This window comes from Borrelia maritima, assembly GCF_008931845.1.
GTDB classification, from domain to species: Bacteria; Spirochaetota; Spirochaetia; order Borreliales; family Borreliaceae; genus Borreliella; species Borreliella maritima.
On the sequence record NZ_CP044535.1, the window covers coordinates 496111 to 521219 of the forward strand.

The 25109-nt window shown below is 29.3% G+C and carries 32 protein-coding genes; 31 read left to right on the forward strand and 1 reads right to left on the reverse strand.

The window, feature by feature from the left end; genetic code table 11:
- Window positions 1-19 precede the first annotated feature (19 nt).
- From rplW to DB723_RS02530, 27 genes are all read left to right on the forward strand, one after another.
- Complete coding sequence (rplW, locus tag DB723_RS02400; protein WP_151552243.1) at window positions 20-316, forward strand: 50S ribosomal protein L23; 297 nt, start codon at window positions 20-22, stop codon at window positions 314-316.
- A 21-nt stretch (window positions 317-337) separates the two neighbouring features.
- Window positions 338-1171: a 50S ribosomal protein L2 gene (rplB, locus tag DB723_RS02405; protein WP_151552245.1), complete on the forward strand. Its 834-nt coding sequence runs from the start codon at window positions 338-340 to the stop codon at window positions 1169-1171.
- Between the two features lie 9 nt (window positions 1172-1180).
- Complete coding sequence (gene rpsS / locus DB723_RS02410; RefSeq protein WP_014540695.1) at window positions 1181-1459, forward strand: 30S ribosomal protein S19; 279 nt, start codon at window positions 1181-1183, stop codon at window positions 1457-1459.
- A 7-nt stretch (window positions 1460-1466) separates the two neighbouring features.
- The gene (gene rplV / locus DB723_RS02415; RefSeq protein WP_151552247.1) at window positions 1467-1829 is read left to right on the forward strand and encodes a 50S ribosomal protein L22; all 363 of its coding nucleotides are present in this window, start codon (window positions 1467-1469) and stop codon (window positions 1827-1829) included.
- 3 nt (window positions 1830-1832) lie between these two features.
- Entirely contained in the window at window positions 1833-2708 is an 876-nt protein-coding gene (gene rpsC / locus DB723_RS02420) for a 30S ribosomal protein S3 (RefSeq protein ID WP_151552249.1), read from the forward strand.
- A 4-nt stretch (window positions 2709-2712) separates the two neighbouring features.
- The gene (rplP, locus tag DB723_RS02425; RefSeq protein ID WP_004789534.1) at window positions 2713-3129 is read left to right on the forward strand and encodes a 50S ribosomal protein L16; all 417 of its coding nucleotides are present in this window, start codon (window positions 2713-2715) and stop codon (window positions 3127-3129) included.
- Window positions 3130-3131: 2 nt separating this feature from the next.
- Complete coding sequence (rpmC, locus tag DB723_RS02430; protein WP_002557077.1) at window positions 3132-3332, forward strand: 50S ribosomal protein L29; 201 nt, start codon at window positions 3132-3134, stop codon at window positions 3330-3332.
- A 2-nt stretch (window positions 3333-3334) separates the two neighbouring features.
- On the forward strand, window positions 3335-3589 hold the full coding sequence (rpsQ, locus tag DB723_RS02435; RefSeq protein WP_002557078.1) for a 30S ribosomal protein S17: 255 nt from the start codon (window positions 3335-3337) through the stop codon (window positions 3587-3589).
- A 27-nt stretch (window positions 3590-3616) separates the two neighbouring features.
- A complete protein-coding gene (gene rplN, locus DB723_RS02440; RefSeq protein ID WP_002557079.1) occupies window positions 3617-3985 on the forward strand; it encodes a 50S ribosomal protein L14 in 369 nt (122 codons plus the stop codon).
- A gap of 14 nt (window positions 3986-3999) precedes the next feature.
- Window positions 4000-4305: a 50S ribosomal protein L24 gene (rplX, locus tag DB723_RS02445; RefSeq protein WP_151552251.1), complete on the forward strand. Its 306-nt coding sequence runs from the start codon at window positions 4000-4002 to the stop codon at window positions 4303-4305.
- 5 nt (window positions 4306-4310) lie between these two features.
- Entirely contained in the window at window positions 4311-4859 is a 549-nt protein-coding gene (gene rplE / locus DB723_RS02450) for a 50S ribosomal protein L5 (RefSeq protein ID WP_151552253.1), read from the forward strand.
- 17 nt (window positions 4860-4876) lie between these two features.
- Window positions 4877-5062, forward strand: coding sequence for a type Z 30S ribosomal protein S14 (locus DB723_RS02455; RefSeq protein WP_151552255.1), 186 nt, complete (start codon window positions 4877-4879; stop codon window positions 5060-5062).
- A 9-nt stretch (window positions 5063-5071) separates the two neighbouring features.
- Complete coding sequence (gene rpsH / locus DB723_RS02460) at window positions 5072-5470, forward strand: 30S ribosomal protein S8 (protein ID WP_151552257.1); 399 nt, start codon at window positions 5072-5074, stop codon at window positions 5468-5470.
- A gap of 18 nt (window positions 5471-5488) precedes the next feature.
- Window positions 5489-6031 carry a 50S ribosomal protein L6 gene (gene rplF, locus DB723_RS02465; protein ID WP_151552259.1) on the forward strand — a complete coding sequence of 181 codons (543 nt, stop codon included), beginning with the start codon at window positions 5489-5491 and terminating at the stop codon, window positions 6029-6031.
- A gap of 18 nt (window positions 6032-6049) precedes the next feature.
- Window positions 6050-6409 (forward strand): 50S ribosomal protein L18, encoded by a 360-nt coding sequence (rplR, locus tag DB723_RS02470; protein WP_151552261.1) that lies wholly within the window; start codon window positions 6050-6052, stop codon window positions 6407-6409.
- Between the two features lie 12 nt (window positions 6410-6421).
- Window positions 6422-6919: a 30S ribosomal protein S5 gene (rpsE, locus tag DB723_RS02475; RefSeq protein WP_151552263.1), complete on the forward strand. Its 498-nt coding sequence runs from the start codon at window positions 6422-6424 to the stop codon at window positions 6917-6919.
- A gap of 3 nt (window positions 6920-6922) precedes the next feature.
- A complete protein-coding gene (rpmD, locus tag DB723_RS02480; protein WP_151552265.1) occupies window positions 6923-7234 on the forward strand; it encodes a 50S ribosomal protein L30 in 312 nt (103 codons plus the stop codon).
- On the forward strand, window positions 7227-7664 hold the full coding sequence (rplO, locus tag DB723_RS02485; RefSeq protein ID WP_151552267.1) for a 50S ribosomal protein L15: 438 nt from the start codon (window positions 7227-7229) through the stop codon (window positions 7662-7664). The genes rpmD and rplO overlap by 8 nt, the downstream gene beginning before the upstream one ends.
- A gap of 12 nt (window positions 7665-7676) precedes the next feature.
- Entirely contained in the window at window positions 7677-8981 is a 1305-nt protein-coding gene (secY, locus tag DB723_RS02490; protein WP_151552268.1) for a preprotein translocase subunit SecY, read from the forward strand.
- A gap of 12 nt (window positions 8982-8993) precedes the next feature.
- Window positions 8994-9107 (forward strand): 50S ribosomal protein L36, encoded by a 114-nt coding sequence (gene rpmJ, locus DB723_RS02495; protein WP_151552270.1) that lies wholly within the window; start codon window positions 8994-8996, stop codon window positions 9105-9107.
- A 17-nt stretch (window positions 9108-9124) separates the two neighbouring features.
- Window positions 9125-9502 (forward strand): 30S ribosomal protein S13, encoded by a 378-nt coding sequence (gene rpsM, locus DB723_RS02500; RefSeq protein WP_151552272.1) that lies wholly within the window; start codon window positions 9125-9127, stop codon window positions 9500-9502.
- A gap of 32 nt (window positions 9503-9534) precedes the next feature.
- Window positions 9535-9927 carry a 30S ribosomal protein S11 gene (gene rpsK, locus DB723_RS02505; RefSeq protein WP_151552274.1) on the forward strand — a complete coding sequence of 131 codons (393 nt, stop codon included), beginning with the start codon at window positions 9535-9537 and terminating at the stop codon, window positions 9925-9927.
- A 15-nt stretch (window positions 9928-9942) separates the two neighbouring features.
- Window positions 9943-10977: a DNA-directed RNA polymerase subunit alpha gene (locus DB723_RS02510; RefSeq protein ID WP_151552276.1), complete on the forward strand. Its 1035-nt coding sequence runs from the start codon at window positions 9943-9945 to the stop codon at window positions 10975-10977.
- Window positions 10978-10998: 21 nt separating this feature from the next.
- Complete coding sequence (rplQ, locus tag DB723_RS02515) at window positions 10999-11370, forward strand: 50S ribosomal protein L17 (protein WP_151552278.1); 372 nt, start codon at window positions 10999-11001, stop codon at window positions 11368-11370.
- Window positions 11371-11441: 71 nt separating this feature from the next.
- A complete protein-coding gene (gene rny, locus DB723_RS02520; RefSeq protein ID WP_151552280.1) occupies window positions 11442-12974 on the forward strand; it encodes a ribonuclease Y in 1533 nt (510 codons plus the stop codon).
- Window positions 12964-13752, forward strand: a complete 789-nt coding sequence (locus DB723_RS02525; protein ID WP_151552282.1) for a TIGR00282 family metallophosphoesterase — start codon at window positions 12964-12966, stop codon at window positions 13750-13752. Before rny ends, DB723_RS02525 begins: the two co-directional genes overlap by 11 nt.
- Entirely contained in the window at window positions 13733-14524 is a 792-nt protein-coding gene (locus DB723_RS02530) for a TlyA family RNA methyltransferase (RefSeq protein ID WP_151552283.1), read from the forward strand. Before DB723_RS02525 ends, DB723_RS02530 begins: the two co-directional genes overlap by 20 nt.
- On the opposite strand, the gene DB723_RS02535 is transcribed toward DB723_RS02530, so the two are convergent.
- Entirely contained in the window at window positions 14521-15267 is a 747-nt protein-coding gene (locus DB723_RS02535; protein ID WP_151552285.1) for a GerMN domain-containing protein, read from the reverse strand. The two genes, DB723_RS02530 and DB723_RS02535, sit on opposite strands and share 4 nt — an antisense overlap.
- Before the next feature lie 86 nt (window positions 15268-15353).
- Here DB723_RS02535 and der point away from each other — a divergent pair, with 86 nt between their 5' ends.
- The 4 genes from der to DB723_RS02555 are packed head-to-tail and all read left to right on the forward strand — an operon-like array spanning window position 15354 to window position 25102.
- Complete coding sequence (gene der, locus DB723_RS02540) at window positions 15354-16655, forward strand: ribosome biogenesis GTPase Der (protein WP_151552287.1); 1302 nt, start codon at window positions 15354-15356, stop codon at window positions 16653-16655.
- Window positions 16652-17911, forward strand: coding sequence for a hypothetical protein (locus DB723_RS02545; RefSeq protein ID WP_151552289.1), 1260 nt, complete (start codon window positions 16652-16654; stop codon window positions 17909-17911). The genes der and DB723_RS02545 overlap by 4 nt, the downstream gene beginning before the upstream one ends.
- Window positions 17908-18594, forward strand: coding sequence for an HAD family hydrolase (locus tag DB723_RS02550; RefSeq protein ID WP_151552290.1), 687 nt, complete (start codon window positions 17908-17910; stop codon window positions 18592-18594). The genes DB723_RS02545 and DB723_RS02550 overlap by 4 nt, the downstream gene beginning before the upstream one ends.
- Window positions 18595-18613: 19 nt before the next feature.
- The gene (locus DB723_RS02555) at window positions 18614-25102 is read left to right on the forward strand and encodes a SpiroCoCo family coiled-coil protein (protein ID WP_151552292.1); all 6489 of its coding nucleotides are present in this window, start codon (window positions 18614-18616) and stop codon (window positions 25100-25102) included.
- Window positions 25103-25109 lie beyond the last annotated feature (7 nt).

The window sequence follows — 25109 nt, forward strand, 5'->3', positions numbered from 1 at the left end:
ATAGAGGATGAGTATGAGTATGAAAGCTTATGATATAATAGTTTCACCTATGCTTACTGAAAAAACCAATATTCAAAGAGAAAATATTAATGCTTATGTTTTTAAGGTTAGTAAAAGAGCAAATAAAAAAGAGGTTTGTGAGGCAATAAAAGAACTTTTTAATGTTACTCCAGTATCGTGCAATTTACTTAATATTAAAAGTAAAGCTAAGGTTGTGGTGTCTCGAAGAGGATATCCTATAGGTAAGGGGAAAACTTCTTCATGGAAGAAGGCGTATGTTTATCTCAAAAAGGAAGATAAAATAGATATTTTTTAGTGGTTTTGGAGAAAAATAAATATGGGTATTAAGACTTACAAGCCAAAAACTTCTTCTTTGCGTTATAAGACGACTTTATCTTTTAATGATTTGAGCAAGGGCAATGATCCTTTAAAATCTTTAACAAAAGGTAAGAAATTTAAATCGGGCAGAGATTCTTCTGGCAGGATTAGTATCAGAAGAAGAGGTGGTGGTCATAAGAGAAAGTATAGGTTGGTTGATTTTAATCGAAGAGATAAATTTGGCATTCCCGCTCGTGTTGCTTCTATTGAATATGATCCTAATAGAAGTGCCAATATAGCTTTGCTTGTTTATAAAGATGGAGAAAAAAGATATATTATTTCTCCTAAAGGCATTAAGGTTGGAGATGTTTTGGAAAGTGGTCCAGATGCACCAATTAAAATTGGCAATGCTTTGCCTCTTGAAAATATTCCTATTGGAAGAACTATTCACAATATTGAGCTTAATATAGGAAAAGGTGGGCAGCTTGTAAGAAGTGCCGGGGGGTATGCGATGATACTTGCTTCTGATGGGAATTATGTCACTGTAAAATTGTCATCTGGTGAGATGAGGTTGATTTTCAAGAAATGCATTGCAACAATTGGTGAAATTGGAAATGAAGATTATGTTAATGTTTCTATAGGTAAAGCCGGTAAAAGTAGATGGCTTGGTAGAAGGCCTAAGGTTAGGGGTGTTGCTATGAATCCTGTTGATCATCCGCATGGTGGGGGTGAGGGGAAAACTTCTGGGGGTCGTCATCCCGTGTCTCCTTGGGGTCAGCCTACTAAAGGTTACAAGACTCGTAAGAAGAAGAGATATTCAAATAAATTTATTATTAAAAGAAGAAATAATTAGGAGAGCATAGTGGCAAGATCTATTAAAAAGGGACCTTTTATAGAAAAGAGTCTTTATCAAAAAGTTTTATCATCTTTTGGAAGTGATAAAAGGGTTGTTATTAAAACTTATTCCAGATCTTCAACAATAATTCCTGAAATGGTAAGTCTTACTATATCTGTTTACAATGGAAAGACTTTTATACCTATTTATATTACTGAAGATCTTGTGGGGCATAAGCTTGGTGAGTTTTCACCTACAAGGATTTTTAGAGGGCATGCTAAATCAGATAAAAAGGGAAGGAAGTAAAGTAGTTATGTTGGTAAATAGAAGATATACAGCAAGGGGTAAAAATTTGCCTTCTTCTCCAAAAAAAGTTAGGCCGTTAGCTGACAATATACGGGGCGAGTCTTATGTTAAAGCTATTGCAGTGCTTTGTTCTATGCCTAATAAAGGAGCCAAGCTTTTAGAAAAAGTTGTTAAATCAGCAGCATCAAATGCAATGTATCACAATAAAAATCTTTCCGAGGATATGATATTTGTTAAAGTAGTTATGGTTGATGATGGGCGTCGTCGTAAAAAGATTTGGCCTAGGGCTAGAGGTCGGGCTGATAGGCTTGTTAATAGAAATTGTCATATTTTTGTTGAAGTTGATGAAAAAAGAGATATGAAAGGATAAAGTATGGGTCAAAAAGTACATCCATATAGCTTAAGGGTAAAAATTAATAAGGATTGGAAATCAAAATGGTATTTTGATAAAAAATTGTATTCTACAATTCTTCATGAAGACTTTTTAATAAGACGAGAAATTATGAATTTTCTCAAGGGGATTAAATTTGATATTTCTGATATAGAAATAATTAGAAATAATCCTCAAAAAGTAACAGTAGTAATTGTTACTCCAAGACCCGGTTCTGTAATAGGGCTTAAAGGTTCTAATCTTGAAAGGCTTGGTCAATTGTTAGCTAAAAAAATTTCTAAAAAGATTAGTATTAAGATCAAAGAGGTTAAAAGGCCAGAGCTTGATGCTCAAATTATTGCTAATGGGATTGCAAAACAAGTAGAAAATAGAGTGTCTTATAGGAAAGTTTTAAAATCAGCCCTTTCTACTTCTATGTTAAAAGGTGCTCAAGGTCTAAAAATTAAGATTGCCGGGAGACTTGGTGGAGCTGAGATTGCAAGAAGTTTTGAAGTTAAGGAGGGTCGTGTTCCTTTACATACTCTTAGAGCTAATATAGATTATGGGTTTTCCGAAGCTCAAACTACTTATGGGATCATTGGAGTTAAAGTTTGGTTATTTAAAGGTGAAGTTTTAGGAAGGCAAACTAATTCTGATGCTGGTCAGGTAATAAATAGAAAGCCTTTTAGGGAAAGAGGTGAGGCTGTTAAAAATTTTGATAAAATTTTAAATAATAGAGAGAAGGCCAGTGAAAAGCAAGCTAGATTTTTAAATAAAAAAGATGGATCATCTAAAAATGAAGCTAGTCTTTTAAATAAATCTAGTGTGTCTTTTCCAAAAGGAAGAGTTGACTCTGATGAGCAGAATATTGGAGGGTAATTAGATGTTAAGTCCAAAAAAGGTTAAATATAGAAAAAAGCAGAGAGGAAGATTGTCCGGAGAGGCCCAAAAGGGCAATAAAATTTCTTTTGGTGAATATGGACTTGTTTCTTTGGAAACAAATTTTATTACTGCTCGTCAAATTGAAGCCGCTCGTATTGCAATGACTCGTAAAATAAAAAGAGGCGGAAGAGTTTGGATAAGGATATTTCCAGATATTCCTTATACTAAAAAACCAGCTGAGACTAGAATGGGCAAGGGTAAAGGTGGTGTTGATCATTGGAATGCTCCTGTTAAGCTTGGCACTGTTATGTTTGAAATGGCCGGGGTTGTGGAGGAGCTTGCTCAAGAGGCTATGTCACTTGCGAGCTCTAAGCTTCCAGTAAAAACCATGTTTGTTGTAAGGCGAGATTTGAGGTAATTATGTTGAAAAATTTTAAGAATTTTACTCTTGAGGACATGAAGGCTAAAAGGCTAGAATTAAAGAAAGAATATTTAGATTTAAGATTTAAATCTGTTGTAGGTCATGTTGAAAACCCTTTAAAGAAAAGAGAGATTAGGCGTGATATTGCAAGGCTTAATACAATGATTTGTGAGTATGAATTAGGCATTAGAAAGGTTTAAGTATGGCAAGAGAAAATAAAAAAGAATTAATTGGTAAAGTTGTTAGTGACAAGATGTCTAAGACTATAGTAGTAGAAATTGTTCAAAGAAAGATGCATCCAATCTATCATAAGTATTTAAAAGTTAGCAAGAAAGTTAAAGCTCATGATGAAAAGGAAGTTTCAAAAGTTGGCGATAAGGTAAAAATTATTGAAGTTAGACCTATTAGTAAAGATAAAAGATGGTCTCTTGTTGAGGTTTTAGAAAAATTGAAATAACTTTGATTTTTCTAAAGGAGGTTGATTATGATTCAGATGCAAACTTATTTAACAATTGCTGATAATACTGGCGGCAAGGTGGCTCAATGCATTAAAGTGCTTGGTGGTAGTAAAAGGCGTTATGCCAAAATTGGGGATATAATCACTATTGTAGTAAAACAAGCAATTCCCAATTCTTCTGTTAAAAAAGGAGATGTTTATAAAGCTGTGATTGTTAGGACTTCTAAAGAAGTAAGACGCAAAAATGGAACTTATGTTAGGTTTGATGATAATGCTTGTGTTATACTTGATGCTAATTTAAGTCCTAGGGGTAAAAGGGTGTTTGGGCCTGTTGCAAGAGAACTTAGGGATGCTAATTTTATGAAGGTAGTATCATTAGCCTCAGAGGTGATATAGCAAAAGGGGGTTTTGTGAAGACAAAATTTAAGGTAGGTGATAGCGTAAAAATTCTTTCTGGAAAAGATAAGGGGAAAATAGGCAAGATTGCTAGTATAAATAGGAAAAAAAATAAAGTTATTGTTGAATCTTGCAATATGGTTAAAAAAGTTATTAAAGCTAGGACACCCCAAGAAAAAGGCAAGATAATAGATAAGGAAGCTGCTATAGATATTTCAAATGTTATGATATTTATCAAAGGAACTTCTTCAAGATTGGGTATTAGATTTGAAAATAATGAAAAAATAAGATATCTTAAAAAAAATGGACAGAGGGTATAGGTTTTATGAATTATATTCCTGAATTGAAGAAATATTATAAAGATACCGTTGTAAAAGATCTTGTTAAAGAATTTGAATATAAATCTATAATGCAAGTTCCCAGGCTTGAGAAAATAGTAATTTCTACGGGTGTTGGTGAGGCTGTTAGGAATAAGAAGCTGCTAGATTCTGCGGTTTTAGAGCTTTCTCAAATTACTGGCCAGAAGGCTGTAAAGACAAAAGCTAAAAAAGCAATAGCTGGGTTTAAAATTAGGCAAGGGCAAGAAATAGGTGCTAAAGTTACACTTAGGGGTAATGTAATGTATGAATTTTTATATAAGCTTATTCATTTAGCATTGCCCAGAGTTAAGGATTTTAGGGGAATCAATGGGGATGCTTTTGATGGTAATGGAAATTATTCTTTTGGGATAACGGAGCAAATAATATTTTCTGAGATAGACTATGATAAAATAGAGAGAATATCTGGTTTGAATGTTACAATTGTAACAACAGCTTCAAATGACAAAGAAAGCAAAGCTTTGCTTTTGAAATTTGGAATGCCGTTTAGTAATTAAAGGGATTTGTAAGGTATATGGCTAAAAAATCAATGGTTATTAGGGCTTTGAGAAAGCCTAAGTATAAGACAAGGCAAAATAATAGATGTAAATTATGTGGTCGTCCAAGAGGATATTTGAGAGATTTTTGTATGTGCCGAATATGTTTTAGAAAGTACGCCTCTGAGGGATTAATTCCTGGCGTTTCAAAATCAAGTTGGTAAGGGGATTTTATGGCGATTACTTATTCAGTGGGAGACATGCTAACTAAATTAAGGAATGCAAGCAGAGTTAAGCATGGGTCTGTAGATTTAAAGATGTCTAATATGAATAAATCAATATTAAACATTCTTAAAGAAGAGGGTTATATCAAGGATTTTAATTTTTTAGAAAAAGAAGGACTTGCCTTTATTAAGGTTTTGTTAAAGTACGACAACAAAAGAAATCCTGTTATAAATAAAATAGATGCCATTTCTACTCCTGGTAGAAAAATTTATTCTTCATATAAAAATATGCCAAGAATAAAGAATGGATATGGAATATTAATCGTATCTTCTTCTCAAGGTGTTATTACCGGCAGGGAAGCTAAAGATAAAAAAATAGGTGGTGAGTTGATTTGCTCAGTTTGGTAGTTTAAAATAGGGGGATATATGTCACGTATTGGAAGGCTTCCCATAAAGATTCCAGATGCTGTTAAGATTGATGTTAAAGATAATTTGGTAATAGTTGAGGGAATTAAGGGAAGATTAGTTCAAGATATAAAAAATAGTATTAACGTTAAAGTTGAGGATGGTAGTGTTATTGTTGGTAGGGATTTAAATGATAAAAAAGCAAAAGCTTATCACGGTCTTTACAGAAGTTTAATTTTTAATATGATAAAAGGAGTGACTGAAGGATTTTCTAAGTCTCTTACTATAAATGGGATAGGGTATAGAGCGGAGCAACAAGGCAATAGTCTTTTTTTAAGCCTTGGCTATTCAACTCAGTTTGAATATGTTATTCCAGATGGCATTAGTATAAAGCTTGACGGGAATACTAAAATTTCTATTGAAGGAATAGACAAGTTTAAGGTTGGTCAGGTTGCTGCCGAGATTAGAAGTTTAAAGAAACCAGAGCCCTATAAAGGAAAGGGTATCAAGTATGATAATGAGGTTATTAGAAGAAAAGTTGGAAAATCTGGTGTAAAAAAATAAGTCTTTGGGTTAATAGTTATGAAAAAAATAAAAGAAGCAGAGCAGAGAAAGCTTAGGCGTAAAAAAAGAATAAAGAACAAAATAGGGCTTGGGATAGCTAGCAGGCCACGAATTACTATATTTAAATCAAATAGATATTTTTATGCGCAAGTTATAGATGATAGTAAGGGACATACTATTGTAAGTGTTTCTACTATTGAAAAAAGTCTTAAATTAAATAAAAATATTGATGATGTAAGAAAACTTGGGGAAATTCTTGCTAAAAGACTTAAAGAAAAAAATATAAATAATCTTGTTTTTGACAGAAATGGCTATAAGTATCATGGAGTTATTGCAAGTTTTGCAACTTCTTTGAGAGAGTTTGGTATTAATATTTAAGGGAGTGTATTTATGGTAGATGTTCAGGTTCAGAGAAAGCAGATAGAAAAGTTAATATCACTCAATAGAGTTACTAAGGTTGTTAAGGGTGGTAGAAGATTCTCTTTTGCTGCTTTTATGGTTGTTGGAGATGGAGAAGGGTGTGTTGGTTGGGGATTTGGTAAAGCCAATGATGCTAGTGATGCAATAAAAAAAAGTTTAACAAGTGCTAGGAAAAATTTAAGATTTGTTCCTATTCGAAAAGGAACATTGCCACATGAGGTTATTGGTTGCTTTAAAAAAGCTAAAGTTTTAATTAAACCAGCTACGCATGGTACTGGTGTTATTGCAGGAGGGCCTGTTCGTGCTGTAATGGAGGCTTTAGGAGTCCATGATATTTTGAGCAAGTCTCTTGGCTCTAATAATTCTATAAATGTAGTGAAGGCAACTTTTAAGGCATTTGATTTGGTATTGGATGCTGAGAAAGTAGCAGAGATGCGAGGAAAAACTTTGAAAACTTTATGGGGTTAATGTATGATTAAAAGGAAATTGAGATTACAATTAAAGAAAGCTAGATTTAATGCTTCAAGGGCCAGGTCTAAGAATAAATGTTTTATTAGAAGAATGGAAAAGAATAAGGAAATTATTTCCAAAAGCAATATAAATGTACAAGTTTGTCTTGTAAGAAGTCTTATTGGAAAATTAGATAAGAAGGTTAAAGTTTTAAAAGCATTAGGTTTAAATAAAATGGGCGATAAAAAGGTGCATTTTTTAAATGAATCTATTAAGGGCATGCTTAACAAGAGTATTAATATGATTTTATTAAGCGAGGTAAGCAATGTTTAACTTGTTCAAGCCTAAAGGAGCAAATAAGCGACGTAAAATTGTTGGTAGAGGTCCAGGTTCAGGACTTGGTAAAACTTCTGGGAGAGGGCAAAAAGGCCAAAAAGCAAGAAATACTTCGCCAAGACTTGGATTTGAAGGTGGGCAGACTCCTCTTTATAGAAGATTGCCTAGTAAAGGTTTCTCCAATAATGATTATAAATTGGAATATGCAATTGTTAATCTTGGGGATATAGATAAAAAATTTAAGGATGGGCAAGTTGTCAATTATGATACTTTGCTTGAAAATAAACTTATAAAAAAGAAAGATAAAAGAATTAAGATTTTGTCTAATGGTAGGCTTACAAAAAAAGTTTCCTTGGAGGTTTCTAAAATTTCTAAATCGGCTGAAAGCCTTGTAATGAAAATTGGCTGTACTATTAAATTAGTTTAAAGTGGAATAAAAATGAAAGAATTGTTTTTAAGTTTATTTACTATTAAGGATTTAAGAAATAAGTTCTTGTTTACTTTATTTATTCTTTTTCTTTTTAGGGTTGGTTCGTATTTGCCGATACCGGGAATAGATTCTTTAGCGCTTAAAAGTTATTTTAAGTCGCAATCAGATTTTTCAATTGCTAATTATTTTGATTTTTTTTCAGGCGGAGCTTTTAGTAATTTTTCTATATTTATGCTTAGTATAGGCCCCTACATTTCAGCATCTATTATTATACAGCTTCTTGTATATTCGTTTCCTTCTTTAAAAAAAATGCAAGAAGGTGATGGTGGGAGACAAAAGACTAAAAAATATACAAAGTATTTAACAATACTTGCAGCTGTAGTTCAAGGGTATGCAACAAGTCTTTATGCTAAAGGTATTCCGGGCGCTGTTACTATTCCCTTTTATAGATATATATTTATTGCTATTTTAACAGTTACTGCAGGAACATTTATCCTTTTATGGTTTGGAGAACAGATTAATCAAAGAGGCGTGGGTAATGGAACATCTTTGATAATTTTTTCTGGAATAGTGGTTAGACTTCAAGCAGCTTTGTTTAACTTATTTCAAAGCATGCAGGATCCTTCTCAAAATATTAATCCTGTTTTTGTAATACTTGTTATAAGTATATTTATTTTAGTTATTATCTTAATTATATACGAATATAAGGCTCAAATGCGAATTGCTATTCATTATGCTAGAGCAAATTCTACTAGTACGGTTAGTTCATATTTACCGATTAAATTGAATCCATCGGGCGTTTTGCCTGTTATTTTTGCTTCTGTTTTAATTACTTTGCCTCTACAAATTTTAAGTGGTTTTGCAGAAACCTCTTCTATAGCTAGACAAATTTTATCATACTTAAGGCCTAGCGGATTTTATTATACTTTTTTAAATGTGATTTTAATAATTGGATTTACTTATTTTTATTCTAAGATTCAATTAAGTCCTAAAGATATAAGCAATAATATTCGTAAGAATGGGGGAACTATTCCTGGAATAAAATCTGATGAGATGGAAAGATATTTGGATGAAATTATGAATAAAACTTTATTTTCAGGATCTATTTTTTTGTCGATTATTGCAATTATTCCATTTTTAGTGCAAAATATTTTTAGATTTCCACATGATGTTTCTAGAATAATGGGAGGATCTTCTTTGCTTATTATGGTAGGAGTTGCTCTTGATACATTAATTCATATTGATGCTTATTTAAAAACTCAAGGATTTTCTCATGGAAATAAAAAGAATTATGCATTTTTGCAAAAAATTTAGGAGTGTTTGACTATGAAAGTTAGGGCAAGTGTAAAGCCAATTTGTGAAAAATGTAAAGTTATAAAAAGAAAAGGTGTATTAAGAATTATTTGTAATAATTTGAAGCACAAACAAAGACAAAAGTAAAGATTAGAGGGAATAAGATGGCTAGAATATCAGGAATAGATTTGCCAAGTAATAAACAATTAAAAATAGCGCTTACTTCTATTTATGGTATAGGTAGAACAAGAGCTTTAGAAGTTTGCGATAGGTCAAGTATTTCTCCAAGCAAAATTGCTAGAGATTTAGATAATGATGAGGTTAATCGACTTAGGAAGGTAATTGAAAGTGATTATGTTGTGGAAGGAAAGCTTAGAAGTGAGGTTGCTATGTCTATAAAAAGACTTATGGATATAGCATGTTATAGGGGCGTTAGGCATAGAAAAGGATTGCCTTTAAGGGGGCAGAGAACTAAAACGAATGCAAGAACTAGAAAAGGAAAAAGAAAGACTGTAGCTAATAAGAAAATAGCTAGCAAATAAAATAAAATAGTTTTTAAGATTTGGAGGGCAAGTTGAGCGCAAAATTATCAACTAGTAATAAAAAAAAAATAAAAAGAAATATTGGAGAGGGAAACGTTTATATACAAGCTACTTTTAATAATACTATAGTTACTGTATCTGATATAAAGGGAAATGCTTTGGCTTGGGCAAGTGCTGGTGGGATGGGTTTTAAAGGAGCTAAAAAGTCAACCCCATATGCTGCTCAAATGACAGCGGAATCTGCTTTAAATAAAGTGAGAGATTTTGGAATTAATTATGTTCATGTATATATAAAAGGGCCAGGTATTGGTAGAGAGTCTGCAATAAGAGCTATTGGTTCGATTGGTATGACTATAAAATCAATTTCCGATATTACCCCCATTCCCCATAATGGATGTAGACCAAAAAAAACCAGACGAGTTTAGCTAGAAGGAGTTATGATGCCTACGGAAAAATTTTTGAAAGATTTCACTATACCTGAAAAAATTGAATTTTTAAAAGGCCAAGATGATGGATCTTATGGTAAATTTACGATATATCCTTTTGAAAGAGGTTTTGGGATTACTATAGGAAATACTTTAAGGCGTGTGCTGCTTTCTTCTATTGAAGGGTATGCTATTACTGCTATGAGAGTTCAATCTAACAACAAAGACTCTTCTTCCAAGATTGTTTCAAGTGAATTTGATTTGATTCCTGGAGTCTCTGAAGATACTCTTGAGGTCATTGCAAATATTAAAAATATCCATTTGAAATTGGGAGAAGGAGAGCTAAGAAAGATAATAAGCTTTAGTGTTAATGGTAAAGATACCAATGTTTTGAAAGCTTCTCATTTTGAAAGAGATGGGGTTGAAGTTTTTAATAAAGATTTGGTTATAGCCACTTTATCACATGATGTGAATTTAGATTTTGAATTTCAAATTAATTATGGCAGAGGATATGTGTCTTCTGAGCAAAATTCCAAATATTTAGAAGAAGTTAATGTTATTGCTTTAGATTCTATATTTTCTCCTATAGAGAAAGTTTCATATTCTGTAGAAGATACTAGGGTTGGTCAAAGATCAGATTATGACAAGCTTGTAATGGAAATTTGGACTACTGGCGTTATTTCTGCCAAAGATGCAATAAAAAAGGCAGCATCAACAGTAAGAGAGTTTTTGTTTCCTCTTGTAGATTTTGAAGATAATGTTAATGTATCTTTTGAAAAATCAAAATCAGAAAGTTCTAACTTACTTGATATGAGTATTGAAAAATTAGATTTGTCAGTCAGATCTTTAAATTGTTTAGCTAAAGAAAATGTGAGAACTTTAGGAGAGCTTATTAGCAAAAATGCAGAAGATCTTTCTAAAGCGAGAAATTTTGGGAAAAAAAGCTTAGAAGAGATAATCGAAAAACTTGGTTCTTATAGATTATTTTTAGGAATGTCTAAAGAAGATGCTCTATCTGTATTGAGCAAGAATGTTAAAATATCTGAATAAAAGGAGAATTTAGGGTGTTTCATGAAAACAAAATTGGGTTTTAATAGATTAAGTAGAAAATCTAGCCATAGAAGGGCACTTTTAAAGAATATGGTGATTTCTTTTTTAAAACATGAAAAAATTTCTTCTACTAAGGTAAAATTGTTTGAAGTTAAAAGATTTGCTGAAAGATTAATTACAAAGGCAAAAGTTGATACTGTGCATAATAGACGAGAATTATCAAAATTTATACATGATAAGTATATTTTAAATAAGCTATTTACCAAAATTTCTCCTGTTTTTAGACAAAGAAGTGGTGGGTATACTAGGGTGATTAAATTAGGGAAAAGATATGGAGATGCGGCTGAAATGGCTATTTTAGAATTAGTCGAAAAGCCTTTAAAAGTTGAATAATTAGTAATTTTAGCACACTGTTTTAAAGATAAAGTTTAAATTGTTTTTAAACAGCATAGGAGTTAAATGATATGATATATATTATTTTTTCTTCTATTTTTGCTGGCTTTATATTAGGATTTTTAGTAAAAGTTTTTTTAGGTAGATTGTCTTTATTAGATTTAGAAAAAAATCTGACAAAAGTAAGGGTAGAATCAAAATTAGAGATAGAAAATGAAAGAAGGCAAATTATTGCTAATGCAAAATCTCAAATGCTTAAAGAAAAAAACCAGCAAGATAGGGATATAAGAGATCGAAAAAATGAGATTGTTAATCTAGAAAAAAGATTATTACAAAGAGAAGAAACTTTAGATAAGAGAATATCTGCTCTTGATAAACAGCAATCCAGAGTTGATTTTAAAATTAAAGAATTTGAACACAAAGAAAAAATAATAAGAGAAAAAGAGGCCGATCTTATTAAGAGGTTAGAGAATATTTCTGGTCTTACAAGAGAGGACGCAAGAAAAATTGTAATTGAAAAAATTGAACATGAGTCTAGAAGAGATGCTCAAGTTATTATCAATAAAAGTGAGCAAGAAGCCCAGTTATTAGCAGATAAGGTCGCAAAAGATATTTTAGTATCTACCATGCAGCGTATTGTTACAGAGGTAAGTTCGGAGTTTACAGTAGCTTCTGTTGAATTGCCCAATGATGAGATGAAAGGTAGGATTATAGGTAAAGAAGGGCGTAATATTAGGGCCCTTGAGACTTTAATAGGAGCCGATATTATTATTGATGATACGCCTGAAGCTGTTGTTATATCTTGTTTTGATCCAATAAGAAAAGAGCTTGCCAAGAGAACTTTAGAAAGGCTTGTTACAGATGGTAGAATTCACCCTGCTAGGATTGAAGAAGTTGTGTATAATGTTACCAATGAAATAAATAGTATTATTCAAGAAGAAGGTGAAAAGGTAGTTTTTGATCTTAATATACATGGGCTTGATAAGAGACTTATTAGAGGGCTGGGAAGGCTTTATTTTAGAAGTAGTTATGGTCAAAATGTTCTAAGCCATTCTAAAGAAACGGCTATAATAGGAGAAATTTTAGCGAAAGAAATGAAATTAGATCCTGTTGTAGTAAAAAGAGCATGTCTTTTACATGATATTGGGAAAGGGATGGAAAGTATTTCTGAAAATAGCGAGGGGCATGCCATTACTGGGGCTGAACTTGCTCAAAGTTGTGGAGAGAGCGAAATTGTTGTTAATGCTATTGCTGCTCATCATAATGAAGTGAAACCTGAGAGCCTTGAAGCTATTGTTGTTCAAATAGCAGATGCCATTTCAGCATCTCGTCCTGGAGCAAGACGAGAAAGTTTGAATAACTATATAAATAGGCTTAAAAGACTCGAAGACATTGCTTATAGTTTTGAAGGTGTTCAAAAGTGCTATGCAATTCAGGCTGGTCGTGAAGTTAGAATTATTGTTGACAATGTCTTGGTTAATGATGAAAAGTCAGTTTTACTTGCAAGGGACATTGCTAAGAAGATAGAAGCTGAAATGAGATATCCTGGAAAAATTAAAGTTACAATTATTCGTGAAACCAGAGTTATTGAATATGCAAGATAGCACTATTAAAACCTTGATAATTGGGGATATAATAGGTGAGAGTGGATTAAAGAAAGTTTTTTTTAATCTTAAAAATATTAAGAACAAATATCGAATAGATTTAGTAATTGCTAATGGAGAAAATTCTTCAAATGGTTTTGGTATAACTCCAGAAATAGCAAATAATCTTTTTAGATCGGGTGTTGATGTTATTACTACTGGTAATCATGTGTATTCTAATTATAAAATAAATGATTATCTAAATAAGCAAACATATATATTAAGACCAAATAATTTTTCAGATTTGTTAGATGGGCATGGTTATTGTTTTTTAACCATTAGAGATGAAAAGGTTGCTGTGATTAATGTTCAAGGGGTTTTAAATATGAATTTTATTGTTAAGAACCCTTTTGATAGCACAAAAAAATTGGTTAATATGATTAGCAATAAGGTTAAAACTATTTTTGTAGATTTTCATGCTGAGAGTAATTATGAAAAAGAAAGTTTTGGATATTTTTTAAATGGTTCTGTAACAGGTGTTGTCGGTACACATACTCATATTATGACCAAAGATGAAAGAATATTGTCAAAAGGGACAGCTTATATTAGTGATGTCGGAATGACAGGGGGATTAAATTCTGTAATAGGATTTAATCCTGATATTTCTCTTAAAGGCTTGCTTGAATATACCTCTTTAAGATCTGAAGTTTCAGAAGACGATACAATTTTACAGGGGGTTGTTATTACTTCTAATTTAAGGACAGGTTGTGCTTTAAAAATTGAAAGAATTCAGAAATAATTTATTAAATGTACTTTGTAAAAGATATCCAGAAAAAACACGAAAAGAATTAATGGTTTTTATTTTAACAGGCAGTGTATATGTAAATTCTCATAAAGAAAAAAATCCTAAAATCTTAATAAACAAAACAAGTAAAATAGATTTGGTTGAGAATACTTGCCAAACATTTGTGTCAAGGGGGGGGTATAAGCTTTTAGAGGCTCTTGAATATTTTAAGATCGAAGTTAAAAATAAAATTTGTGTTGATGTTGGTTCTTCAACTGGTGGTTTTACTGATTGTCTGTTACAGTGTGGCGCCAATTTTGTTTATTCAATTGATGTAGGTATTAATCAACTTTCTTATAAATTAAGGATTGATCCGAGAGTTGAAGTTTTAGAGAGAACTAATATTTTTGATGTTAAAGGATTTAAAATTGTGCCTAATTTTGCAGTTGTAGATGTTTCTTTTAGATCATCAATAAGTATATGTGTAAACTTAATAGATAAACTTTCTGATAATTTTATTATAGTTTTAATTAAGCCTCAGTTTGAGTTTAAAAGTTTAAATTTAGATATAAAAAATTTTAATGGTGTTGTGAATAGCAAGTATTTGAAGATAATTTTGCAAAGTGTAATTGAAAAGTTTTATAAAAATAAATTACAAGTTAAAAATATATTAAAGTTAAAAACCAAAGGCAAAAAAGGCAATCAAGAATTTATGTTTTTAGTTGTTGGATCAAGCGTTTTAAATATTTCAAGCTCTATGCAATTGCTTAGCGGTATTAAATTTTAATATTTGTCTAAAGTTTTTTTATTTAATATTCCTGAAAAGTTTAAGTTTAATTCCTCAAGTATTATTGGATTATTTTCTATTGTTAAAATTATTCCAGCAATTCCTTTGATTTCAAGGCATGTTAAGATTATTTGAGCGATTTGATTAATTATTCCTTCAATCCCGAAACTATTTTCATAAAATTCTTTAGATAAGTTTATTTTGGCAATTCCTTCACTTAAGCTTAAGTTTAACAGTTTAGTTTTTATAGGGATTAAACTTAAAAAATTATTTTTTAGCTCGTATTCATTTGGCCCTTTGATTAAAGATTTTAGTGTTTCTTCTAGAATGTTTTTGTCGTAGAATATAGTTCTTTTTACATTTTGTCTTAAAAAATAGCCTTCTGGAGTGACTTTTATAAAATAAAGCTTAATAAATTTTTTATTTTTAAGACTATTATTTCTTTGGTTTTGTTTAAGTTCTTCTTCAAGTTTTTTTATTTCTGGCGGCTGGATTAAAAAACTTTCATTTTTGAGTATTTTTATATTTGTATTTTTATCATTGTTTTTTTTAGCTTCAATTAACTTTTTATCTTGTGTTTGATTTGATTCAAATAAGCTGTTGTCAAAATCTTTTTCTTTAAAAATATGCATTATAAGCGAATTTTTAGTTATTAATAAGGCACTAATTATTGTTAAAATAATAGCAATTAAAATTAAAAGCATGTCTGATTTGTTTGAGGGTGATTTTTTTTTTCTTTTCAATACAAACACTCACGTGCAATTGGCATAAATAATAATATTTGATATTATAATGGAAATATCGGAATAAATAAAGAGGTGTATTTGCTTTGCTTAGTTATAAAAAGGTTCTTATTGTTGGTAGACCAAATGTTGGGAAATCTGCTTTATTTAATCGAATTTTAAATACCAAAAGAAGTATTACTGAGAGTGCTTACGGCGTTACTAGGGATTTAGTTGAAGAGGTTTGTAGGGTTGGTTCTTTTAATTTTAAATTAATTGATACTGGTGGGTTTACGATCTTAAAAGATGAGATTAGCAAAGTTATTGTTCAAAAGGTTTTAAACTCTTTAGAAAAAGTTGATTTAATTTTATTGGTTTTAGATGTTAATGAAATTTTACTTGAAGATTATAAGATTATTGAGAGGCTGAGAAAATATACTAGTAAAGTAATTTTAGTTTTAAACAAAGTAGATACTAAAGATAAGGAATTTTTAGCTTATGAATTTCATAATTTAGGATTCAAGCGCTATTTTTTGGTTAGTGCAGTTCATTCTCGAGGCATTACTGAGCTTAGAGATTTTTTAAAAGCAGAAGTTGGTCAAGTTAATATTGAGGATGAAGTTAATATTAAAGTTGGAATTATAGGCAAGCCTAATTCAGGCAAGTCTACTCTTATTAATTATTTATCTGGAAATGAAATCTCAATTGTTTCAGACCAACCTGGTACTACTAGAGATTTTATTAAGACTAAGTTTACCAAAAATGGCAAAGTTTTTGAGATTATTGATACAGCTGGGATAAGGCGAAGAGCGAGAGTAAATGAAATTGTTGAATATTATTCTGTTAATAGGGCGTTAAAAGTAATTGATATGGTGGATATTGTGTTTTTGTTGATTGATGTTAAAGAAGAATTAACTTCTCAGGATAAAAAGATTGCACATTATGTCACTAAAAAGGGAAAAGGAATTATTATTGTTTTTAGCAAATGGGATCTTGTGGAAAAATCTAAAGGTTATTTTGGAGCCTTAAAGAGTCGTGTGAAATTTTTTTTTCCTATCTTAAATTTTGCACCTATATTTAGAATTTCTGTTCATAAAAAGATGGGTCTAGATTCTCTTTTTAAAGAAGTTTTTAAGTTAAAAGATCAGCTTGAGCTTAAAACTAGTACTCAAGATCTAAATAAAATGTTAAACTTATGGGTCAAGGATTATCATTTAAATATTTTTCATAAAATAAAATATATTACACAAGTTAGCACTAACCCTGTTAAGTTTGTTCTTTTTGCAAATAAAATAAAAAATTTTCCAAATTCTTACTATAATTATTTAGTAAATAATTTGCGTAAAATTGGATATAAAAATATTCCAATTTTAGTAGAATTAAAGGAAAAAATAAGAGATTTAAAGTGAAATATATATTTTTATTCTTAATAATTAAGAGTCTAAATCTTTTTGCGATTGAGAGTTTTTTTTATGATTTTGATATAAGGACTAAGTATTCAAAATATTTTAATTCAAGCCATTTGCAAAAAAAAATAAGTCCAATAAAGCATTTGATTACAGAAAATTATTACATTGAAGTTTCAAGTGCAGAGTCTTTTGGGTATGTTTATTATTCTTTTTTTAATAAAAAAAAGAATGTGGATTATATTTTCCCAGGGTCTTATGTTATTAAGGTTGGAAAAGCCGGCATTGAACAGATAAAAATATTTTTTATCAACAGGGGAGATACGTTTATTAGAATAAAGCCTGCAAAATTTTCCTCTAGTGCTGATTTTTATTTAGTGAACACTTTAATTTATAAAGATATTAAATTGCCTTTTAAGATTGAAGAGATTGCAACAATTTCTCTTGGCAATATAATAAATTATATTAGTAGAATTATTGATTTTAAGTATTTTATTCCTGAGTATTTTGATGTTTATAAAAATATTTCTAATATGGCAATTGTTTTAAGGAAAGCTTTTGCATCTTTTTCTATTGCTGAGGTTGTTGATGGTGCAATGGATGAGTCTGGCAAAATGGTACATATAGAAACTGGATCTTTGCAAAAAGATCCTGTGGGGTTTAATTGCTCAGGATTTGTTAAATGGGTGGCGGATTCAATTTATAAATCAATGACAGGACGACTTTTAAAAATTGATGACCTTAAGCTTAGACATATTGGTGTGAGGGGTAATGTTTTTACTAAAACTTACGAATTTAATAAGGATCCTTTTTTTGGTCTTGATTGGATTCGCAATATTGCCTATAGGATAAATAATATTAATGCGGATTTAAATTTATCTAAAGTTAAAGAAAATGATGTAAATAATATTAAGTTTTTTGATTATATTGACAATCGTGGCTATAAAATTGAAAATTTAGAGTTTTTATTGTATAGTCTAGCTTTAAATGAGCCTGGATATATTTACTTAGGATCTATTAACACAGGTGTTAACGATTCATCAAGCATGATACTCCATAAGCATGTTGTTTTGTTTCTTCCATTTCTTGATGAAAATAGGATTTTTAGAGTTTCTGTTAATGAGGTTAATGCTGAGACTTCAATCAAGTCTCTTCAAAAAAGGTATCCAAAATCTTATATTCATTTAGTTAGAGTTAAGATTCCTGAGAATTTGCCTATAGTGCCTATACCAATAAAGGCGAATAATCAATCGTCATGATTAAAGCTGTAGTATTTGATTTAGATGGCACCTTGTATCCTGAGGTGGATAGAAATAAATTAATGTTTTTTGAATTTTTAACCAATGTTAAGTTTTTTTTAGCTTTTAAACAGATTAGAAAAGAAATACGAATTTTGCAAAATAATCAGTTTTCGCCTTCAAATAGGTATGAACTATTTTCTCTTCAGGTTAAAATGCTTTCTAAGCATTTAAATCTTAATGAAAATTGGTGTGCTTTTTTATTAAATAAAATATATTACAGTCAGATTTTTAGCGATAAGTTTAAGAAGCTTAAGCCATATTTTGGAGTGAAAGATTTAATATATTGGCTTAAATTTAAGGGGATAAAATTAGGTGTAATGTCAGACTTTCCTATTTTAGGTCGTGTAGAAAATTTATTGGGGATTCAAGACAGTTTTTGGGATATTCTTCATTCCTCGGAAGACACTGGATATTTAAAGCCACATAAAGCGCCTTTTTTAAAAGTTATTGAGGATTTAAATTTAAGTAGTAATAATATTTTGTATGTGGGCAATTCTTATAAATATGACATTTTGGGTGCTAAAAATGTTTCAATGAAAGCAGCCTTTTTCTCAAAAAAGAAAAAAAATTACGAAAAAATGATTGATTTTATTTTTCATGATTACAAAGACTTAAGAGAATATATACGTTTGAATATATAGAATATGGGTAAAATATTTTATGATAGATTTTGTAACTATTTTGGTTAACCTTTTTTTGGTTTCAATAGTTTTATTTGTTTATAGACAATATGATAAACGTTCTAGAGCATTAGATAAAATTAAAAAGTTCGTTGATCTTACAAAGGTTAATCTTGAAGATTTTATTGAAGACAAGACAAAGGAGATTAATGATCTTGCTGTTGATATGGAAGCTTATCAAAGATCTAGCATAGAAATAATAAAAAGGATTGACGAAGTTCAGCAAAAAATTAAAAACAAAAGCAACGATTTTGCAGAGGTTGAAAAAAAGATAGCTTATCATGATTCTATGCTTAAGGATCTTGATGAAATGACCCTTAAAGTCCAAGAGAATATACAAAGATTGCAAGTTGATGGGAAAATAGTAGATAAACTTTCAAAAACATTAAAGGGATTTAATACTCAGATTGATTCGGTTGAATCAAATTTAAATTTAGTTTTAGAAAAATTTGATAAAACCAATAAAGAGAATCTCGAGTCTATTAAAATTGCCAGTTGGGAAAAATTTGATATTAATATTAAGGATCTTGTTTCCAAAATGGACAATTTGAATGAGCAGATTAGTTTTTATGAAAAAGATTTAGCAAATATTGAAGAGAGAAAAAAGGATATTTTGGTTAAGGGCAATGAGAAATTAAATTTAGAATTCAGTGATTTTCTAGAAAAGGTTGAATTTAACATTGGCAAATATAGCAAAGAGATAGAAAGTTCTTTTTCTTTTTATGAAAACAAATATAAGTTAATAGAAAATTCTATAGAGCTTATTATGGAGAGCGTAAAAAATAAAATTAATGAAAAAGAAGATTTTATTTTAAATAGGCTGAATGAAGAATTACAAAATAAATTTAAGGATATCTTTAAATATGTTGATGATCGATCTAAGGAAATTCAAGACAAACTTGAGGATAAATTGATTTTAGTTGATGATGAAATTTCTTCCATGAGCTCTTCTTTTAAGGACAATGTTTATTCAAGAATTAATTCACTTGAAGAGTCAATGCGAATAGAAATGGGAAAGTATGAAGAGCAAGTCGATGATGTTTTTGATAAATTTAGATCTCAAGTTGATTTAAATCTTAAAAATATTTATGAGGATTATGAAAATAAAATAGATCAAGTTGATAAGAGTATTAGAGAAAGGGTAGAGCTTAGTTTATTAGATTTGAATTCCAAAATGGAAAGTGTTCAGGCGGGCGCTATGGATTTGATGAAGAGGCTTGAAGATGATTCTAATGGAATATATCTTGAATTTAAAAATAAGTTTGGGTCAGATATTGAATTATTTAGTGAAAGTTTTAAAGGTGATATTAATCAAATTAAAATGCAATTAGAATCTCAACTTTTAGATGTTGATTCTAATATTCAAGACAAGCTTGTTAAGCTTAATGATAATTTGATTTCTAATTTTGAAGAAATTAATGGGAGATTTAATAATAATTATTCAAATTTAAGTGACAATTTAAATTCCAAGTATAAAGCTCTTTTTGAATCTTTGGATTCTAGTAGTTCTAAATTTGAAGATCAAATGGAATCTAAATATAAGATCTTTACGGATAAATTAACAGCAGAAATGGATGAGTTTTCTTTAATTTATGGGGATAAATTTGACACACTCTCTAAAGAAGCGATTAATAATTATAGAGAATTTCAAGATTTAAATAAAAAATTAGAAAATGAAATTGGGTCTTTTTATAGTATCTTTGAAAAAGACCAAGAGTCTTTAAAGCAAGATTTTAATACTAGTTTAATTAATATTAAAGATGAAATTGGTAAAAATATAGTAGAGTTTAAGGATCGTTATTACGATGAGGTAAATATTTTTGTTAGTCAGCTAGAAGAAAGTAAGCTTCAATATTCAAAGTGGCAAGTTGAAATGGATGCTAATTTGAAAAATATTGAATTCCAAATAAATAAAACAAATGAAGAATTTTTAAGTTTAATTCAGATTCAAAAAGACAAAGGAATAGAGCTTAGCGAGAGTGTTTTTAATGATCTTTCAGATCATATTCAAAAGAAAGCCATTGATATGCACGGTAGTTGGAAAGATGAACTTGTTGCTTTAAATAAATCTTTGCTTGATATTAAGATTTCTAGTGAAGAATTGCTTTCATCTGCTACTTTAAAAATAGAGAATTTTGAAAAAGATGTTAACGATAGAATAGAATATGTTTTGTTAAAGACAGGCGATATTGAGAGTTTAGTGATAGAAAAATATAAAGAATTAAAAGATATGTCATATTCACAAAGTGATGAAGCCATATTAGAGATTAAAGAATTTATTAATAGGCAAACAGAAGTAATTAAAGATAAAAGTTTATTTATGCTTGAGGATTTGAACAAAAAATTTGATGATAAGAATAATTTTGTTATAAGTAAAATTGAAGAATGTGATTACAAATTGAAAGATTTCAAGATTGAATCAGAAGATATTTTAAATAATTTTAAATCTGATCTTAATGAATTTATTGAATCAAAACTACAAATTGTCTCTAATATGAAATCAGACAATGAAAGGCAAATTGATGATTTTTTAGATAAAATTTCTAAAGATATTTTAAATAGGAAAGATTCAATTAATAATGAAGTAGACAGCAAGCTTAGTGATTGGCAAGGCAGATTAAACGAAATAACTGTTAAAATTGAAAATTTATTGTCTTCGGGCAAAGTGGATCTGGATTTAATAGATTCTGAAGCAACTACAAAAATTAAAGAGCTTAAATTTTCTATAGAAAGTCTTGAGAGTTATTATCTTGACAAAATAGATGAGTTTAGAAATCAAGGTACTATATATTCTGATGAGCTTTTACAAGATATAATGAACCGTTTCAATAAAGAGACTAGAGAACTTGAGGAAAATTTATCAAAGAAGTTTGCTGTTGTTTTAAATAATTCAGAAGAATTTGTTAAAGAGGTTGATAGTTTACTACAAGACAAAAGAACCGATATTGCCTCTTTTCAGGCTAATATAGACATTACTCTTGATTCTCTTAGTGTAAAGTTTAATGATATAAACAAAGAAATTAATGGGAAATATAATGAAGTAATATCTAATTATAGAGGATATTCAGAAAATATTTCTAGTAAACTTGAAGATGAAATAATACATGGAATTGAAAATTTAAATAGACGATTAACAGATAGAATAGACAATCTTAGTAAAGGCATGGATGAAAATCTTCAAAAACTTAAGGAATCTTTTGATGTATCAAAATATCAGGTTGAAAAATTTGAATTAAAAGTTAAAGATTTAACAGATGATGGAGAGGCAAGAATTAGCGAGTTTGTTAAAGAGATTGAGCAGTATTATAAATCTAGATTAGAGGAAGCAATTGATTATAGAAGAACGATTGATAGTGATATTATGCAGGCGAAAGAGAGATTTGGAGAGATAACAAATGATCTTAAAAATAATATTGAGAGTAAGTCTGAATTTTTAAACGATCTTTATAAGGAAAGATTTAAACTTATTGAGAGTAATTTTGAAGAGAGATATTCTACATTTTTAATTGAGAGTGAGGCAGCTATTTCAAAAATTAGAGATGAAATTTATAAAACACTTACAACAAATGATGAAAATTTTAAAATTAAGATTTCTGAAATGGATCATAATTTTGAAATAATAGAGCAAAGATCAAAAGATATTTTAGAGCTTGAAAAAGAATTGCAAAACAAAATTAAAGATTCTTACAGTGTTATAAATTCTCAATTTGGAGAGATTAAGGTAAGTGTTGAAGAGAATATAAAAAATCATTTTGAGGCTTGTATAAAAAAGGCAAACTCTTTAATTAACGATAACATTGTAAAGTATGAAGATGAAATTCATAAGAGAATTGATTCTTTAAGATCTATTGAAAGTACTTTTGATAGCATAGAGGAAAGTTTGAATGACAAAGTGAATGGCTGTATTGATAAAATGGCTAATGATTTTAATCTTAAGTATATTGAACTTGAAGAAAGGTGCAATGAAGGGCAATTGAATTTGGAGAGTAAAATTGACAATAAAATTAAAGCCATTGATAATTTAGCATTAAGTCAATATGATGAGCTTGAAAGAAAGTATGCTGATATGTACGATGAGTTTTTAGAGAGATTAAATTCTTATATTATAACTTTAAGTGAAGAGTTTAAGAATTCAAATAAAGATATGATTTTTGAACTTGAATCTCAACTGAAAAATCTTAAAAATCTTGAATCTGATTTAAATAATGTTGAAAAAGATGTTATTAGGCTAAAAGAAGAATCTTATCACAATGTTTCATCACACCTTCAACTATTAGAAGAAGATTTTTTTAAAGATTTGAAAGTTAGAGGCGAAGAGCTTAAATATTCTTTGGAAAACTTTATTTCCTCATATAATGATAAAATTCAAAATTTAGAATATGATTTGTCTAAAAATTTGGAAAAAAAAACAGAGCTTATTCAAAATTTCCATTTAGATATTGAACAAAAAATGAAAAATGATAAAGAAAATTTTTATTTGGATTTTACCAAAGAATTTTCTTCTAAAAAAAAAGATATGGAGAGTGAGATAGCTTTAATGGAAACCAATATTACTGGGAGAGTAGATGAATTTATTGATTTTGTAAATAATAGACAAAATGTTATTGATTCTTGGTTTTTAAATATTAAAGATGATGTAAAAAATTGGCAAGAAGAATCTTATAGTGATATAGAGAGGAGAATAAATCTTGCTGAACTTGGAATTAAATCATTTGAAAATGATATTTTAAATGTTAAGGTTGGTTTAGAATCTTTTAAAGATGGTTTTGAGGTTAAGGCCGAAGAGATTTTTGTTAATTTGCAAAGCGAGGCTAAAAAAATTGAACAATCAATTCATCTTGATTTTAAAAATATTGGTGATTCATTAAATCTTAAAGTTTTAGATCTTGAAAAAACTGTTGATTTTAAAGTAGAAAAGATAGACGAAAGAGTTAGCAAGAAGACCGAAGACATATTAATTCAAGCAGAAGTGAAATTTTTAACTCAGCAAAAGAATCTTGAAGATAGAATTTTTGATCTTAATCAAAAATTTGAGCATGAATTTACAACTTTGTCTTCTAATTTTGATAGAGTAAGGCGGGAAATGGTTGATATAATTTCTAGTGATAAAGAAAGCTTTGAAGGTCAAATTGAATTAATGCATAAAGATATTTCAGAATTTTCTGAAAAAATTAGTTTATACAGAAATAATATTGAGACTTCAATTGAAAACGAATATAATTCTTTTTCTAAATCTATAAAATCAGAGGTTAGTATACTTGAAGATGAGTTTAAAAAAAGTTTAAAACATTCCACATTGGAGATTGAAACTTTAAAGAATGACTTACAAGAACAAGTTAATAAATTTGAGGTTGAATTTAAGAAAAAGAGTAAAGAATTATTAAAAGAAGTTGATTCTAATGTTTTAGAACTGGAATCTAAAATATTAAATTATGACATTAAATTTAATAAATTTGCTAGTGAGATTAAAGACAATTTATTTGAATACAAATTTGATTTGAGAAAAGAGTTTGAAGATAGTTATGATAAAATAAATTTCCAAATTGAAAATTTTAAAAAACTAGATGCTGAACTTGAAAAAAATAATTCGATATTTTTGGAGGCTTATTCTCTTAAAGACAAGTTGGAAAAATTATGGAAAACTTTACAAAAGGAAATAGATCTTGCTCAGGAATATAAAAATAATTTTGAAAACGTTAACAAAGAATTCTATAATATTCAAAAAGAAACATTAGGTATTATTGAAACTTTTAATGAGTTAAAGTTAGAACAGGAATCAGTTAAAGCTATTAAGAATGATTTTAATAAATTTTTTGAATTTTACTCTTCATTTGATAGTAGATATAAGAGTTTAATTGAATCTTATGATGAAGTGCAAATTTATAAAGCTAAAATAAAAGAAATAGCTGATGAACAGAGAACTATTCTTGATAATTATGAAAGAATTAGCAATAAAGAGAGTATATTAAAGAGTACTATAGAATCTGTTGATAAGAACTTTGATTTAATAAATGAAATTGAGAAAAGATTTAATTCTTTAAGTAAGGAGAGCGTTAAGTTTCAGGACAATCTCAAGGATATGGAAAATGTTGTTTCAAATCTCTTATTAAACAAAGGGCTGTCAGAAGAAGTGTTGACTAATGCTCAGAATTTAAAGGAAATACTAGTAGATATTGAAAATAGATTGAAAAATACTTTAACTATTAGAGAGAAGGTAGTAAAGTCTGAGACAAGGTTAGAAAATTTAAATATTGCAGCAGAAGAGAGAATAAAAACTCTTGGCATTCTTGTTAAAACAGATTCTAAATATCAAGATAATGTTGGTCTTAATAATGAAACTGTTAGGAATTCTGTAATAAAATTGATGAGGCAAGGATGGAGCGCTGAAGAGATTTCTAGAGCGACTAAATTATCTATTGGGGAAGTTGAACTCATTTTAGAGCTTGGTGTAAGCAACAAGGGTAATTAAGGGTTAT

What these genes read in the sequence shown, in the direction of transcription:
- rpsC (WP_151552249.1), top strand. Translation starts at nt 1,833, where the DNA reads ATGGGTCAAAAAGTACATCCATATAGCTTAAGGGTAAAAATTAATAAG.
- DB723_RS02550 (WP_151552290.1), top strand. Translation starts at nt 17,908, where the DNA reads ATGATTAAAGCTGTAGTATTTGATTTAGATGGCACCTTGTATCCTGAG.
- rplP (WP_004789534.1), top strand. Translation starts at nt 2,713, where the DNA reads ATGTTAAGTCCAAAAAAGGTTAAATATAGAAAAAAGCAGAGAGGAAGA.
- rplE (WP_151552253.1), top strand. Translation starts at nt 4,311, where the DNA reads ATGAATTATATTCCTGAATTGAAGAAATATTATAAAGATACCGTTGTA.
- rpsH (WP_151552257.1), top strand. Translation starts at nt 5,072, where the DNA reads ATGGCGATTACTTATTCAGTGGGAGACATGCTAACTAAATTAAGGAAT.
- rpsE (WP_151552263.1), top strand. Translation starts at nt 6,422, where the DNA reads ATGGTAGATGTTCAGGTTCAGAGAAAGCAGATAGAAAAGTTAATATCA.
- rplO (WP_151552267.1), top strand. Translation starts at nt 7,227, where the DNA reads ATGTTTAACTTGTTCAAGCCTAAAGGAGCAAATAAGCGACGTAAAATT.
- rplR (WP_151552261.1), top strand. Translation starts at nt 6,050, where the DNA reads ATGAAAAAAATAAAAGAAGCAGAGCAGAGAAAGCTTAGGCGTAAAAAA.
- rplQ (WP_151552278.1), top strand. Translation starts at nt 10,999, where the DNA reads ATGAAAACAAAATTGGGTTTTAATAGATTAAGTAGAAAATCTAGCCAT.
- DB723_RS02455 (WP_151552255.1), top strand. Translation starts at nt 4,877, where the DNA reads ATGGCTAAAAAATCAATGGTTATTAGGGCTTTGAGAAAGCCTAAGTAT.
- rpsM (WP_151552272.1), top strand. Translation starts at nt 9,125, where the DNA reads ATGGCTAGAATATCAGGAATAGATTTGCCAAGTAATAAACAATTAAAA.
- rplF (WP_151552259.1), top strand. Translation starts at nt 5,489, where the DNA reads ATGTCACGTATTGGAAGGCTTCCCATAAAGATTCCAGATGCTGTTAAG.
- rpmJ (WP_151552270.1), top strand. Translation starts at nt 8,994, where the DNA reads ATGAAAGTTAGGGCAAGTGTAAAGCCAATTTGTGAAAAATGTAAAGTT.
- rplN (WP_002557079.1), top strand. Translation starts at nt 3,617, where the DNA reads ATGATTCAGATGCAAACTTATTTAACAATTGCTGATAATACTGGCGGC.
- secY (WP_151552268.1), top strand. Translation starts at nt 7,677, where the DNA reads ATGAAAGAATTGTTTTTAAGTTTATTTACTATTAAGGATTTAAGAAAT.
- rplB (WP_151552245.1), top strand. Translation starts at nt 338, where the DNA reads ATGGGTATTAAGACTTACAAGCCAAAAACTTCTTCTTTGCGTTATAAG.
- rpmD (WP_151552265.1), top strand. Translation starts at nt 6,923, where the DNA reads ATGATTAAAAGGAAATTGAGATTACAATTAAAGAAAGCTAGATTTAAT.
- DB723_RS02510 (WP_151552276.1), top strand. Translation starts at nt 9,943, where the DNA reads ATGCCTACGGAAAAATTTTTGAAAGATTTCACTATACCTGAAAAAATT.
- rny (WP_151552280.1), top strand. Translation starts at nt 11,442, where the DNA reads ATGATATATATTATTTTTTCTTCTATTTTTGCTGGCTTTATATTAGGA.
- rpsQ (WP_002557078.1), top strand. Translation starts at nt 3,335, where the DNA reads ATGGCAAGAGAAAATAAAAAAGAATTAATTGGTAAAGTTGTTAGTGAC.
- DB723_RS02555 (WP_151552292.1), top strand. Translation starts at nt 18,614, where the DNA reads ATGATAGATTTTGTAACTATTTTGGTTAACCTTTTTTTGGTTTCAATA.
- rplV (WP_151552247.1), top strand. Translation starts at nt 1,467, where the DNA reads ATGTTGGTAAATAGAAGATATACAGCAAGGGGTAAAAATTTGCCTTCT.
- rpmC (WP_002557077.1), top strand. Translation starts at nt 3,132, where the DNA reads ATGTTGAAAAATTTTAAGAATTTTACTCTTGAGGACATGAAGGCTAAA.
- rplW (WP_151552243.1), top strand. Translation starts at nt 20, where the DNA reads ATGAAAGCTTATGATATAATAGTTTCACCTATGCTTACTGAAAAAACC.
- DB723_RS02525 (WP_151552282.1), top strand. Translation starts at nt 12,964, where the DNA reads ATGCAAGATAGCACTATTAAAACCTTGATAATTGGGGATATAATAGGT.